The sequence below is a fragment of the Borrelia turcica IST7 genome (genome assembly GCF_003606285.1).
Taxonomy (GTDB): domain Bacteria; phylum Spirochaetota; class Spirochaetia; order Borreliales; family Borreliaceae; genus Borrelia; species Borrelia turcica.
The window spans coordinates 1-14,452 of sequence record NZ_CP028886.1; the positions used below are offsets into that span (position 1 = coordinate 1).

The 14,452-nt window shown below is 28.0% G+C and carries 16 protein-coding genes; 1 reads left to right on the forward strand and 15 read right to left on the reverse strand.

All coding sequences use genetic code 11. The features are described 5' to 3' along the window. Positions 1-272 precede the first annotated feature (272 nt). The 15 genes from DB313_RS05235 to DB313_RS05305 form a co-directional block, all read right to left on the reverse strand. Positions 273-785 carry a hypothetical protein gene (locus tag DB313_RS05235; protein WP_120104826.1) on the reverse strand — a complete coding sequence of 171 codons (513 nt, stop codon included), beginning with the start codon at positions 783-785 and terminating at the stop codon, positions 273-275. A gap of 12 nt (positions 786-797) precedes the next feature. Beyond that, entirely contained in the window at positions 798-2,171 is a 1,374-nt protein-coding gene (locus DB313_RS05240) for a hypothetical protein (RefSeq protein ID WP_120104827.1), read from the reverse strand. Then, entirely contained in the window at positions 2,161-2,721 is a 561-nt protein-coding gene (locus tag DB313_RS05245) for a hypothetical protein (protein ID WP_120104828.1), read from the reverse strand. Before DB313_RS05245 ends, DB313_RS05240 begins: the two co-directional genes overlap by 11 nt. Next, positions 2,714-3,643 carry a hypothetical protein gene (locus tag DB313_RS05250; RefSeq protein WP_120104829.1) on the reverse strand — a complete coding sequence of 310 codons (930 nt, stop codon included), beginning with the start codon at positions 3,641-3,643 and terminating at the stop codon, positions 2,714-2,716. The genes DB313_RS05245 and DB313_RS05250 overlap by 8 nt, the downstream gene beginning before the upstream one ends. A 591-nt stretch (positions 3,644-4,234) precedes the next feature. After that, positions 4,235-4,795: a hypothetical protein gene (locus DB313_RS06455; RefSeq protein WP_161555025.1), complete on the reverse strand. Its 561-nt coding sequence runs from the start codon at positions 4,793-4,795 to the stop codon at positions 4,235-4,237. A gap of 67 nt (positions 4,796-4,862) precedes the next feature. Beyond that, complete coding sequence (locus tag DB313_RS05260; RefSeq protein WP_161555026.1) at positions 4,863-5,612, reverse strand: DNA adenine methylase; 750 nt, start codon at positions 5,610-5,612, stop codon at positions 4,863-4,865. Between the two features lie 62 nt (positions 5,613-5,674). Then, positions 5,675-6,106, reverse strand: coding sequence for a glycoside hydrolase family protein (locus tag DB313_RS05265; protein ID WP_120104832.1), 432 nt, complete (start codon positions 6,104-6,106; stop codon positions 5,675-5,677). A 1-nt stretch (position 6,107) separates the two neighbouring features. Further along, a complete protein-coding gene (locus DB313_RS05270) occupies positions 6,108-6,599 on the reverse strand; it encodes a hypothetical protein (protein ID WP_161555027.1) in 492 nt (163 codons plus the stop codon). Positions 6,600-6,629: 30 nt separating this feature from the next. Continuing rightward, positions 6,630-6,932: a hypothetical protein gene (locus tag DB313_RS05275; protein WP_120104834.1), complete on the reverse strand. Its 303-nt coding sequence runs from the start codon at positions 6,930-6,932 to the stop codon at positions 6,630-6,632. Position 6,933: 1 nt separating this feature from the next. Then, positions 6,934-7,230, reverse strand: coding sequence for a hypothetical protein (locus DB313_RS05280; protein WP_120104835.1), 297 nt, complete (start codon positions 7,228-7,230; stop codon positions 6,934-6,936). Then, positions 7,227-8,480 carry a plasmid maintenance protein gene (locus tag DB313_RS05285; protein ID WP_120104836.1) on the reverse strand — a complete coding sequence of 418 codons (1,254 nt, stop codon included), beginning with the start codon at positions 8,478-8,480 and terminating at the stop codon, positions 7,227-7,229. Before DB313_RS05285 ends, DB313_RS05280 begins: the two co-directional genes overlap by 4 nt. A gap of 308 nt (positions 8,481-8,788) precedes the next feature. After that, positions 8,789-9,433, reverse strand: a complete 645-nt coding sequence (locus tag DB313_RS05290; RefSeq protein WP_120104837.1) for an isochorismatase family protein — start codon at positions 9,431-9,433, stop codon at positions 8,789-8,791. A gap of 352 nt (positions 9,434-9,785) precedes the next feature. Continuing rightward, a complete protein-coding gene (locus DB313_RS05295) occupies positions 9,786-10,529 on the reverse strand; it encodes an OspD family protein (RefSeq protein WP_120104838.1) in 744 nt (247 codons plus the stop codon). A 223-nt stretch (positions 10,530-10,752) separates the two neighbouring features. After that, entirely contained in the window at positions 10,753-12,027 is a 1,275-nt protein-coding gene (locus DB313_RS05300) for a plasmid maintenance protein (protein WP_120104839.1), read from the reverse strand. Positions 12,028-12,336: 309 nt separating this feature from the next. Then, a complete protein-coding gene (locus DB313_RS05305) occupies positions 12,337-12,738 on the reverse strand; it encodes a hypothetical protein (RefSeq protein WP_120104840.1) in 402 nt (133 codons plus the stop codon). A gap of 674 nt (positions 12,739-13,412) precedes the next feature. Between DB313_RS05305 and DB313_RS05310 the strand changes: the two genes are divergently transcribed. Then, the gene (locus tag DB313_RS05310; protein ID WP_120104841.1) at positions 13,413-14,357 is read left to right on the forward strand and encodes a hypothetical protein; all 945 of its coding nucleotides are present in this window, start codon (positions 13,413-13,415) and stop codon (positions 14,355-14,357) included. Positions 14,358-14,452: the final 95 nt, after the last annotated feature.

Below are 14,452 nucleotides of genomic sequence, written 5' to 3' on the forward strand. Positions count from 1 at the left end.
TTATATCTAGTATGTTTATTCTTAATTGTTGTTTATAAAAACCTATATCTTTATTAAGTATTCCTATATCTACTTCCCTACTTACTTATTATTCCTTTTACTTAACTATTCTATATTTATTTAAGAATTTATTTTTTGTCTTAAGAATTATTGTTTTTTTGTTTTATTTAGAACTATTATTAATTAATAACTATTTTAAATAAAAATTACCACAAATAAAAAGTCAAGGCTACTAAACCTTGACTTTTCTTTTCTATACTAACTAATTCTTATTATCCTTTATAATACAATATTAATTGTTGCAATAAATGATAACAAACCGGTGCCCCTACTGTTGCTATTAAAATAAGCATACGATTGGATTTACTTAGTTCACTCTTCATATTTTTTTCTAAACTATCTATTTTTACATCAATTGTTTCAAACTTTAAGTCCATTGTTTTTTCTAAACTATTTATTTGATCGTCCATTTTCCCAAATTTTATATCCATATTTTTTTCTAAACTATCTATTTGATCGTCCATTTTTCCAAATTTTATATCCATATTTTTTTCTAAACTATCTATTTTTTGATCCGTTTTTTCAAATTTTTCATTTACAATTTGAAACTTTAAATCTACTTGTTCTTTAACCGAAATAAGTTGTTGCGATAATACTGCATAATGGTAATTTGTACTTTTAACCAATAAGAATTCAATAGTGGCCTCTTTTATCCCGACCCCCTTTAAGTCTTTTTTTACTTCATCTACTGTTGTTTCTTGTGGTATTGTTAATGTACTATTCATAATATTTGCCCCCTAAACTACTTTATGTATAAACATATTTAAGTTACTAAATGTTTCTAAAAAATCATATTGTTTTTCTAATTCACTTTTTAAGTTTTGGTCTATTTTGTTACCATTGAAATACTTAATAAATTCTAATATTGACTCTACATTTAATATTAATCTTTTTTGTTTCCTATAAGAAAAACCATAATCAAGTAAAAGTTGTAACATTTTTCTTATATTATGAATTGATATTTTAGTATTATCATGAATAACATTAATAGATTTAATTGTTTTATTATCTTTTTCCAAATTTTTAGATACAACTTCTAAAGCATTATATACTTCAACCGGAATAGAATTTAAGTCAATTTTATTTGATTTAAGCTTAATTGTTGGTTTTATATTGTTTTTATTATCAATATATCTACTTTTATAATTTAATCTATAATACAATAGAAAATCACCTATTGTATTTCTTAACATACAAAATGAAATACTTAAGAATATATCTAGCATTAAAGCTAATAAGAATAAACCCCAACAAAATACAATATTATCAATATCATCGCTAGAAACTACTGTTGAAGTACCACTTAAAACATAAAGCCCCCCCAATCTTAAATTTTTCAAATTAAAGGAAACTATTTCACTTTTATTCTTTTCTAATTCTTTAAGTTTATTATTCTTTTCAACCTTTAATCTACTATTATCCGCCTCCGCCCGTTCAATTTCTTTAAGTAAATTAACTTTATTTGTTTTAAATGTATAGTCTAATTTAATATGTTCATCGTTTGCTAACTTAATTCTCTTATTATTTTCATTTATTTTTATATCCAATTCTTTTATTGCATTTAGAATATTTGCTTCATGTTTTGCTAAAAATTCTTTTCGACCCCTTACATATTCTTTATGTTTAGCTATTTCATTCTCAATAAAATTACTAAATCTTGAATAATAAAGTGTTTCATATGTCATAAAGGTACTAAAAAGTTGTGCTACAACACCAATTAATATCAAAATACACGCTAATACTTTTTCTAAATTACCTAAATCTAGTATTCCTTTTTTAACTTCCCTTAATTTAGAATAAAAGAACATGAATACCATAGAAGGTACTATTATCATAACAATACTTACTAACAATGAAAAAAGTACAAATTCTTTATTCGAATTGTCTAAATTATTATAAGAATTAAATCCGGAATAAGAACTTATTATATTAAATATAAGTAATAAAAGAGCAATACTTATAAGTCCTATAAACTTTAAAACATAAACTAATATATCAACCCTATTATTTAGAATAAGTGTTGTGTTGTTATTGTGTTCTACAATAACATTTTTTGTACTAGTGTTTTTTACAACACTAGTACTCTTTTTATTGTCTCTACTAATTTTCATATTGCAACTCCTTACCCTTAATTTCAAACAAACACAACCTATTACTATTCTTATTGTCAATGATTGCTACCTTATTTTTCACAACCTTATTCTTAGCAATACTATATCGATAATAATAAGATTTTACACTCTTTTTTATATAAGAAAAATCTTTATCAAAAAGACTTAACATATATTCAATATTAGAAATAACTAAATTTTCTTTTTCAATAGAATTTGATAAATTAAATTTATCCTTAATTTCATTATAGAAAAGAAAATTTTTATAGTATAAATCTTTACTTTTAGAAAAAAGTAATAAGTATTCAAACAAATAAGATATTGTGTTATAACTATTCTTAAATTTTTTACTCTTATTTTTTAAAATAAATTGTTTTTCTACACTACTCAATGAATTAAACCAATTTTCATATATCCTAGTTTTAAATATTATTTTATTTCCTAAATATTCATATTTTATTATTTTTGCTAATCTATTTGGGGTCACTAGCTTATAGCTAGTAACCTTTATCTTTATATTTTCAAATAAATTCCTTAAAAACTTAAACATACAAAACCCCTATTTCTTCACGAATTTTTCGTTCTTCTAGTAATTGTTGGTATTCAATCTCCCCCTTATAATACTTTTCTGCTTCGAGCCAACAGATAAAATTATGTTGTTCTTTTTCTAGTAAAGATTGTTTTTCTTCTATTTCATATTCTTTAAGTTCAAGTTCCCTATACTTTTCCGTAAGTTCATTTTTTTCTTTTTCAAGTTCCCGATATTTTTCCTTAAGTTCATATTTTTCTTTTTCAAGAATTGCTTTTTTGTCTATAAATTCAATATATTCTTTTTTACCCAACAACACTTCTAAATTTTCCTGTCTTTTCTTTATCATATTTTCTTTATTTTCAAACTTGATTTTTTCTATTTCAATAGTTCCAAACTCAAAACACTTACGCGCAAAATAGATAAATAAATCTTGTTCACTAGTATCTTCAATAAATTCTTTTTCAAGTTTAAACTCAATGCAAAACTCAATAATCATTGAAAAAATAGCTTGAATATTATCAATCTCATTTAACTCACACAAACACCATGATAAGGAACTTATATAAGTAAATACAGGAATATCCCCCCACCTTAATTCAAGGTCTAAATAATCTTCTAAATTAAGTATTTCTCTATAAAGTTCGCTAACTTTACTTATTTCATATCTTTGGAAAATTTCTTCACTATCTCTAGCTCCAAATAAAGTACGAAATATAGGGTATAAAATATAGTTTGTGTCTTCACAAAATATATTATGATATTTCAAGTATGTTTCATGGTCTACAATTGACCACCCTTCTGGGGTATTGACTCTATTTAAGTTTTTTTCTTTTCTACTTTTTGTTATAATGTTGTTATAGATAGATTTTTTTTGGGATTTAATCTTTTTAAGGTTAAGTCCCTTTAATTTTTTATTTTTAATAAGTAATTTTTTATTCATTTTCTTTACCTCCTACTAGTCTTTTTCTAAACTAGTTTTTTATCTTAACTTAAGTGTATTATCTTTTACTTTAAATGTCAACAATTTGTATTTAAAAAAATCTATTTTCTTAATAAAATCTTTAAAATATTTTTATCTTTACTAAAACTTAAAATATGGGCTTTATACGGGTTATTTCCTTATAAAAAAACATGAAATATTTTAAAATATTTCATGTTTTTTTATGTTTTCTTTAAAATATTTTAGTGTGTCTTTAAAAGAAATTAAAAGAAATTGAAATTTATTAAAAGAAAATTTGATATCTTAAAATAATTTTGAAATGTTTTAATACAAAATTTAATATATATGAAATATTTCAAAATAGATTTGAAATAAAATAACATATTTTAATTCATTAAATTCTTAACAAAAATCCTAATATGATATTTCGAAATAAACTTGATACATTTTAAGTTTTCTTAGTAGTCAATACTACATGATAATTTGACAAAAAAACCAATACTATTTGATTTAAACTTTTTTTATTGCTTTTTTATTTTTATTTTACATGACAGTTTTACAAAAAGACCAATGCTAATTAATTTTTAAATTCTAAGAAATATTTGCTCTCTCTAGCTTTTGTCTTGCATATTTCTCTCTTCTCTTCCTTCTTAATTCTTCTTGATTTGCATAGTAATACTTCCTATTACTCTTTATAGAAACTTCTGGTTTAGCTTTTCTATAAAGTCTTTGATATTCTCTTGATTTTTCTGGATTCTCATGCCTTGCTTCCCTTTTCTTAGCTACTATTTCAATCTTATTATTTACATAATATTGTCGCCTTACTTCCTTGATCCTATCCTGATTCTTTTCAAAATATTCCTTAAGCTTGTCCTTATTCTTTTCCCTATATTCCTTAAGTTTGTCCTTATTCTTTTCCCTATATTCCTTAATCTTGTCCTTATTTTTTTCCCTATATAACCTATTCTTTATACGAAGCTTTTCCTTCTTCTCTTCCTCAGTAAGATTAAGTGATGGCCTTCCACCTCTCTTTTTTACTACGCTAGCCTCTTCCTTACCTTCCAACTCCATGCACACATCATCAATTCCCCGTTCGTCTTCCTTTTTACTAGAGAAAAATAATTTACTTATTCGCTCAACTAAATTCCCCATACTCATCTCCTCATTTACTCTGTATGCCTTATTATAGCCTTTTTAAGCCCTTTTTGCAACACCTGCCTCAATATGATGTTGCTAGTATCTCACATTTACTATGCCCAAATGTCCTATTTATTCCACTTGATTTTCCTATTACATGTATATTAAGACCATGCTTTTCAAATAATTCCATCACCTTTGTGTCATTAAACTCACTTATTGCATATTGCCACCTATATTTTTTAACCTCTAAAATAAGTTTCTCTAACTTTTCTATACGCCAGCCCTTATTATCACCCAACCTTCCTTTTGATACGCTATACGGGGGATCTAGGTATATAAAACTTTTTTGACTCATTCTCATGTTTAGTGTTATTGTTTCGATAAACTTAAATATATCTTTCCTAAAAAACATACTTTGACTCAGTTTACTCTGTATTTCTTCCTTATACCTCTCAAGTCTTTCTAAAAAGTTTTTCCTTGCATTTATTTTATTTACTACCATTGTTTTTGTACATGATCCAAAGATTGAATATAATGCTCTTATTACCTGATATTCAATCTTTTCTTGATTCTCTTCTACTATTTCGTCATATATTATCGCCTCCTTTACTCTTCTGTATAACTCTTCTGGATTTTTCCTTAAAAAATAAAATATCTTATATATGAATTTTGAAGCATCATTTATTATGTTATATTTCGCTAGTGGTTTGTTTAAAAATATTGCCCCTGTTCCCAAAAACCCTTCTATGTATGTATCATGTTTGGGAAACAGTCTTATTATTTCTTCCCTATATTTATATTTACTTCCTTCTCTGTTTATTATCTTCACTTGACTTAAATATCCTCTCCCTTTAATTCCATTTATTAATCTTTATGTTTTAAATAACTCTTTTACTCTCCCCGCAACCATGCCATTCCAAGCTTGCCATACAAAAAGTTATACCATTCAAACCATTCACTATTTAAATCATCTATTGTACTGCAATCTACTTCTGGATATTTCTCCTCCAAATATTCTCTTAGATCCTCCCCATTCTTATCAATAAGAGCTTGTATTTCAGGAGGAAAAGGCTTACTATACCATTCTTTATACACTGCATAATCACTTCTTCCTGCTCCATGTTTCTCTTTGTATGCCTCAAATGTATTCTCTTCCTTATCTATATACTCATAAATTTTTATAAGGTCAGCTTTGTATTTGTTTTTTAGCTCTATCTTGTATTCCTCTGGAAATATGATATTATCCTTCCTAAGCTCCCTTAGTGTTTTTAAGTTATTTTCTAACTCTATACTCTCTTCCTCAGTTAGTCTAACTTCACTCATATTATTCTCCCCTTAACCATGCCATTCCAAGCTTTTTATACAAAAAGTTATACCAACAAAACCATTCACTATTTAAATCACCTCTTGTACTGCAATCTACTTCTGGATATTTTTCCTCCCAATATTCTCTAATTTCTGAAATATTTTTTTCAATAAGATTATCTATTTTACGTGGATAAGGCTTACTATGCCATGCTTCATACAATTCATCTTCATCTCTTCCTGCTCCATGTTTCTCTTTGTATTCTTCAAATTTTCTATCATCTTCTTCCAAATACTCACAAATTTTTATAATGTCATCTTTTACTTTATTTTTTAGCTCTATCTTGTATTCCTCTGGTAGTATGATCTTACTCTTCCTAAGCTCCCTTAGTGTTTTTAATGTATCTTCTAACTCTATTTTATCTTTCTCAGTTAGTCTAACTTCACTCATATTATTCTCCTTATTTCTTTTCCAATCCATGTATATTAAGTCTTCATGTACAGAATTCATCCATTCCGTCCATAGCTTATCAGTAACCGCTTATGAATATTTTTCTTCAAAATATTTCTCAATTTTCTCTTTATGTTTACTAAATCTCTCCTTCAAATTAGGTGGGCAATATCTATTGTTCCATGTTTTAAACACTTTACTTTGGTCTATGCATTCCCCCATGTCCCCTAGGTATATCATAAGATTTCTTATATATTCCTTTATCTCCTCATGATTTTCTCCAATATCATCTTTAAGCATGTTTTCTATGGCTATTTTATCTTCCTCAGTAAGTCTGATATTACTCTCCCTATATTCTCTTACTACTGGCCTTTTATACCTAACTTCACTCATACTATTCTCCTTTTTTCATTTTTATTTTGTTTTTAACTTTTGTCTTGCCAATTCTCTTCTCAAACTCACTATCAAGTCTTTCTCCCATCCTCTTTGCCCTCTCTAGTCTCTTGCCCAATCTAGCTACTATCGTTGTATTTACCCATTCATCATATACCTCATTAGGATCTCTGCCTTCACCATGTACTTCTAAATACTCCTGCCACTCTCGTTTTCTCTCATACATATCAAGCATTTCTTCTACAGAAGTACCTACTTCCATTTCCTTGACTCTTTTAGCAAAATCAACTCTTTTCATATAACGCTATCCTTATTGATATCTTGTCTAAATTTATCTAATAACCCACTTATTGGCTTTACACCCCTTTCTATAAATCTTCCATTAGCATCTAACTCACTCATATTCCCGTATCCATCAGAATATGTCCTGCTTGATAGCATCTCTTGTTGCTTATACTTATTCGTGTATTTATCCGTGAATCTGCCCCAAATCTTGTAAAAATCATTTGTCTTTGCTGTATTAGGATTCATCATCCATACTTTTCCACTATATTCACCCACAAACTCACTCGTGAAGTGTTCCGTTATGTCCCCGATTAAGTAATCCCTACCATATACTAATATTCCTGCCTCTAAGTTCCTTAAAGCGTTCCTGTATGTATTCACATTGTTGCTATTGCACCTTATTTTGGCCATTGTGGCTCTACTTACCCTGTAATTGCTCTCTAGTCTTACTTCCATGTAATCTTCATATGTCGTGTTATAAGCTGTTTTTGGTCTCGTCTTCGTACTAGAATTGCTTTTTGCTCTATTTTTTGTATCTGTTCCATTTTCTTCAACTCTTTTTAAAGTCGATTTCTTAGAATTCTTATACTTATATAAGCTTCTTATATCTTTAGAGATAAGGTCGCTATTTTGCGCACCGCCATTTGACAATTTGTCTGTCTCAATTTGTTCAATTCCTTCTTGTGAATTTTCTACTTCTACTATTTCTGTTTCTAATTCTTCATCGAATAATATGCTGTCAATCTTTTCTTCAAAAATACCTGTAATTTTTGCATTAGCTAAATCGTTAATAAGTTTGTTTTCATAGTGGGTTTTAATTATTGTTTTATAGTCTTTCCATTTTTTGTGGTTAATTACATAGAATGAAAATCCCCCATTTCCATCTCCTAAATATTTTGTTACTGCCTCAATGAGCTTTAACTCTTTTAATACCTTAATGTCGCCTCTTAGTGTGCTAGATGCATATGGTTTAGAATTTTTGCTAGCAAGTATAGAATTAACCATTCTGTGAATGTCGCATGCTGAATAATGTCTAAGCCTACCTGATTCGTAATATTCTATAGTCTTAACTTCAATAGCCCAACAAATTTTATATGACCGCTCAATTTGTGTTTGGGTACGAGCTATTCGTGATTTTACATAGTTAATCGTGACTGATTTAGTATGACTTGTAGCTTCTTGGCTATTTTTAATAAGTTTTTGTAGTAATACTTCCTTGTCCTTGGTGGTCTTCTTGAAAAATAAAGGCTTTTGCGGTATCATTCTATTATCCTTTCGGCGCTATAAGTCATTTTTCGTACACGGCTTATAGCACCATTAATAGGTTTTTTTATTATTTTTACATTATAATCCAAATTTTTTAATTCTAAAAGAGTGCAGGCTATTAGCCTGCTTAATCTTTTTATGTCCCTTTTATTGGGCTTAAATTATAATTAAGAGACTAATTAGTAGTTAACTAGACTTTAATGTTGTGATTGCTTCTAATCAATAACAGATGATTATATAGTTAAAATTTAAATGAGAAATTAGAATTTCTAGTAAACATTTTTATAATGATTATTAATAATATCTTAGATATAGAAAGATTTTGAATTTTTAAAATGACTTAGGCTTGAGTTATCAAAAATATTTTTTGATAAACAGGTTAATATACCAAGATCTCTAAGATCCTGTATTACTAGGTCAGGGAAAGGTGAAATACTTCTTGTAGCATCAATTATTAAATAAGATTGTAATCCTAATTTATAGGCGTCAATAATTGTTTCCTTTACGCAAAAATCTAATGCTAGTCCTGCTATAAACACTGTATTAATTTCATTTGATTTAAGATAATTAAAAAGACCTGTTGATTCTTTTTTATCAGAATCGTTATAAAAACCACTGTAACTATCAGAATTTTTATTCTGTCCCTTTAAAAAAACAGCTTTTATTTTTTCAACATTTAAACTCTTTGGAAATTCTGCTCCCCATGTACCCTGAACACAGTGTTTAGGCCACCCCTTATTATTAATACTACTAAAGCTTATGTGGTTTTCACAGTGCCAATCTTTGGTGGCAACAACATGATTAAAGCAGGTTTGAAGATGATTGATTAAGGGAATAATTTCACTGCCACTAGGAACAGGAAGAGCACCCGATTCTAAGAAATCGTTTTGAATATCCACTAAAATTAGAGTTGCATTCTGTAGAATAAGATTAGATAACTTATCCTCCATAGAGACAATTATAAATTAATTATATTAGACAATCAATCTTCCTTTAAAAAGTGTTGGTTATTTAATAGTATCAGTTCTCCCTGAGTAAAATAAATTAAAGTGTTTAAACTTAGCAAGGAAAGATTTAATCTGACATAGAGTTGAGAGGCTGTAGTATGAATATATGAAAATCAATACAAGATTTCTTTATTCCACATACTTTTACTTAAAATGAAGGGTTCTTTTTATCATTTTAGTAAATAACAATTATCTGCTTAAATTATATTCACGGGATCTATTTTAATTCTATTTTAATAGGGAAAAAAGGAATAAGAAAAATATGCTTATTCCTTTTTCATTTTATTCTGTTTGTTTAAGTTTTGTTTAATGAATCTACAACTTCTTGCGCTACTTTTTTTGTGTTTTCAGCTATTTTTACTACTAATTCTGTTATTTCTTTTATGTCTGTAAGCTTTGCGTTGTTTGTATTTTCTGTGTTAATTTTCGCTAATGCCTCTTTTGCTGCCTTTTCTGCTTCTACTATATCGTCTTTAGCTTTTTCTGCAGCTTTCCAAGCTACTTCTACGGATGCTTTAGCCTGTTTTATATCTTCAGAATTTGTAGCAGACTGTTGCATTTGCGCTTTATACAGTTTTTGAATGTTTTGTTCTTCTTGTTTAGCAAGCTTAGATGCTTCTGTTGATGCAATATCTGCAGAGGTAGCTTTATCTTTAGCCTTTTTTATCTCTTCTATATTTATTCCTGCAAATTCAGATATCTTATGTGTTTTTTCTGAAGCGCTTTTTAAATGAGCTGTGGCAGATGAAATTAAATTTACTGCACTTGTAAAAGCTGTTCCGATTGTGTTTTCATCTGATTCGTTTAGCTTATTTGTTGTTAAGCTAGCTACTTGTAGCAAATTTTCAACCTGTTTTAATGACTGAGCTAGAGTACTCAATATATCTTTCTTCTTTGATTCATAATTTGCTGAATTTATGTCTTCATCATTTAGATGATTTCCATCTTCTGTTGAAGATGATTGTTGTTGTTCATGAACACAAGATACTGCTAGTAATAAAAGTAAACTTAACAGCAATATTTTTATTAAATTCCCCATATTTATACTCCTATATAGATACATTGTTGCAATTATATCAAATATAAAATAATAATCAATATTAAAATATTATTAATATAATTTCATATTTACTTTTATTAGCAGTTTTTTCATTGTAGGATAATCTTGAGGTGTGGTTTCAACACCTCATACATATCAAGTATTTCTTCTACAGAAGTATCAGATACTATTTCCTTGACTCTTTTAGCAAAATTAACTCTTTTCATATAACGCTATCCTTGTTGATATCTTGTCTAAATTTATCTAATAACCCACTTATTAGCTTTACACTCCCTTCTATAAATCTTCCATTAGCATCTAACTCACTCATATTCCCGTATCCATCATAGTATGCCCTTCTTGCTAGCATCTCTTGTTGCTTATACTTATTCGTGTATTTATCCGTGAACATACCCCAAATCTTATAAAAATCATTTGTCTTTGCTGTATTAGGATTCATCATCCATACTTTTCCCTTATACCCATTCACAAACTCACTCGTGAAGTGTTCCACTATGTCCCCTATTAAGTAATCCCTACCATATACTAATATTCCTGCCTCTAGGTTCCTTAAAGCGTTCCTGTATGTATTAACATTGTTGCTATTACACCTTATTTTGGCCATTGTGGCTTTACTTACCCTATAACTACTCTCTAGTCTTACTTCCATGTACTCTTCATATGTCGTCTTATATGCTATTTTTGGTCTCGTCTTCGTGCTAGAATTGCTTTTTGCTCTATTTTTGCTCGTCTTTCCTGCATCTGTTCTATTTTCTTCTTCTTTTTTTAAAGTCGATTTCTTAGAATTCTTATACTTATATAAGCTTCTTATATCTTTAGATATAAGGTCGCTATTTTGTACACCGCCATTTGACAATTTGCCTTGCTCAATTTGCTCTTGTGAATTTTCTTTTTTAGATTTTCTAGGTTTAGGTAATGATGATTGTTTAGAGTTTTCTTTTTCCATTTGTATGATAAAATTATCAACAATAATCTTGTTCTTAAAGCATTCAATCAGTTCTTTTTCTAGATGTGCTTTAATAAGGGTGTCTTTACTTGGCCATTTTTCTCTGTTTTGTATGTATCGTGCTATGCTTCCGTTTCCTTCCCCTAATGATTGATGCCATGTTTTAAGTAATCCTATTTTTTTAAGCTTAGCTATATCACCTCTCATCGTGCTTATGGCAACAGGTTTAAGACCGTCCTTAATAAGACAAGAATTAACTATTTGTCTAATATCCTTAGCGGAATACTCTTTAGTTCCTTTTGAGGAGATATATTCCTTATTTTTAGTCTCAATAGCCCAACAGATTTTCTTGAGTCTATTTAATATAATATCTTTTTTAAGTATCATTGATTTTGCGTAAGTTATTGATACTTGAGCCATTCCATTGTCTATTTTAGATTCATTAAGACTAGTTAATTTCTGTAATATTGAAAAGGTAGCTTGATCTTTTTTGTGAGTCTTGATTTTTTTTGATCTTTGTTGTATATTCATATATAGAAATCCTTTGCTCTAATTAGGTTTTTGACTTACGCTATTTAGAGCATTTGTTTTTATTTAAAAAAGTTTTTTGCTGTTTTTATAAACTTTCTCATGATGATTAAGTTACTACAAATATTCTTAAGTGTCAACTATTTGTTTTCTAATTTTTATTAATATTTTTAAGTATTTTTATTTATTGATATCTTCTATTAACCATTAATTATTAATTTAATAGCTTTATTTACTTTTTTTAGCCTCGTTTCAACCCTGCATAAATTTGATAAATATCAGTTTATATAGGGTTATGAATAGTAGATTAGACTATATGATATGAGTTTTATTATAAATTTTTTTAATAAGCTTTGTTATAGTTTTTTGTGTTGCTTCATCTTTTATTTTGTGTTTTCTAGTTTTATCTTTTGAATTTCGGGCAGAATTTCCTATTAATTCTTTGTAATTCAGCATTAGTTTAATTTCTTCTTTTCTTTTTCTAATTTTTTCTTTAATTTGTACGATGTCGTGTTTTTTTTGGTTCATATTGATAAAAAGGTATCTAATGAATTCTTCTGGAATATGAGCGGATTTGCCAATTTTTATTTCTGCATCTACTCGTTGGAATTTAGTAGAGATTCCCTCTATTGAGTAATGTATTTGATACTTCTCATCAAGTATATTTTTAATTTCTTTACAAGTGTAAAGATATATATTATTTTTTATTATCATAAATTTTACTCCATATATGTTTTTAGTCCTTTGACTTTAATTATACTTTTAAAAATACTTAAGATTGATTTGACTTCTTTTTGTAAAGAATAATATTCGATATCGACTAGATATAGTGTATGTGAAAATAAGCATTTTTAATCTAATTGTTTTGTTTTATTATAGGATAATAGGGAAAAATATAGTTAGTTTTCTGAATATAAAAATAAAGAGAGCAATATAGAAGATAAAATTGACTAGTTTATACTTTTATGTTAAGTTTTATTTAAATAAAACTTAACATTTTTAATAGTTTTAATATTTATTATTTGTGATATTTTTTAGTGTAATTATCTTATATGTGCCTATATTGGGTTTAATCTTGATGTTTTGAAGGTTGTTGGCGATTTGATTATAAAGGTTAAAAATATAAGGAGTACACAAAGATTGTAGAAGGGAGTTTATTAAGGTGATTTATAATTTTTTGTAAATCTTATTGTTTCTGGATTAGGCAGTAAATACAAACTGACTTGCACTTACTGTGATAGATTATAATGCCTCTTATGATGTTTTTATTGTAAGGATCAGATTGGATTAAAGCCAAAATGGCATAGAGAAACTTTACAGAGATTACATGAATTTAAAATCATAATAGAGATAAAAACAAAATAAACCAAAAAAGGAGAGTATAGAAAATGTTGGGAAACAATTGTAACATTAGTTTTAATAATCCTCTTTATAGGGATCAATTAATTCAGAGTGAATGTTTTACTAATTCTTACCTTGATATTATAGATAGATTTTTTTTAAAGACGCCTGTTACTGAAAGGGGAGGTGGTATTACTTTATATTCAATGAAAGAGCAAAGGGGAAGTAAGCTTGAATCTTTTTCGTCAGATCCTAACCAGTTAGAAGGTAATGCAATGAGTGACTTCTTGCTTAAGGAGTATAGCTTAAGGGAATCTTTTCCGTATATTGTAAACAAGAGTGACAAGCTTATTAGTGAAGCTGAGAAATTAGTGATGAAAAAGTTATCGAAGTTGATTTATCGTTCTTATCTTCTTGAAGGCATGAACGATGTCCATTCCAAAACATCTCCAGTTGATGTTAAGATAACTGAGGACTTCCTAGAGAAATTTAAAGAGGTAGAAGAAAGATTAAATTTAACGTTTAATAATGTAGTAATGTCTGTCAAAACTGCAAATGATCTTATAAAAAATGATAAGGGCATACAGAAAAAAAGAGAACTATACGAACTGCCAGAATTTGACGCGGTAAATTTGCTCAGGATTTATTTGGGTATAGAACCTTTTATTTTTGAACTGCCTGAGGATAATATCTATGATGGATATATATATTTATTACATTCTTCTCGTAGTCTTGATATTTACTCAACAAGGGTAGGACTTCGCAATTTTGTCTACAACGGTAGTGTAGGTGGAGGAAAAGAGAGGGCAAAATTTGATGATGGTAAGTTTGCAAGAAGATATTATGATGAGAGAGTCGGAATAAATGGGGGGTATGTTGCCCAACTTAGCGTTATTGGCCAACTTAAGGTAGACAATCCTAACCTATTCGCTGTACTAAAACTTAATGGTGCTAAAGAATTACCTAAGGCTTATCCTACTACTAAGGAATAAAGCAAGGGAAATTGATTAATTTGTTAAATCTGTTAAGAGAAGTTTTAATAGTTTAGATTTTTTAAAGAGTACTTTTGTAAGAATAGAGAATTGGA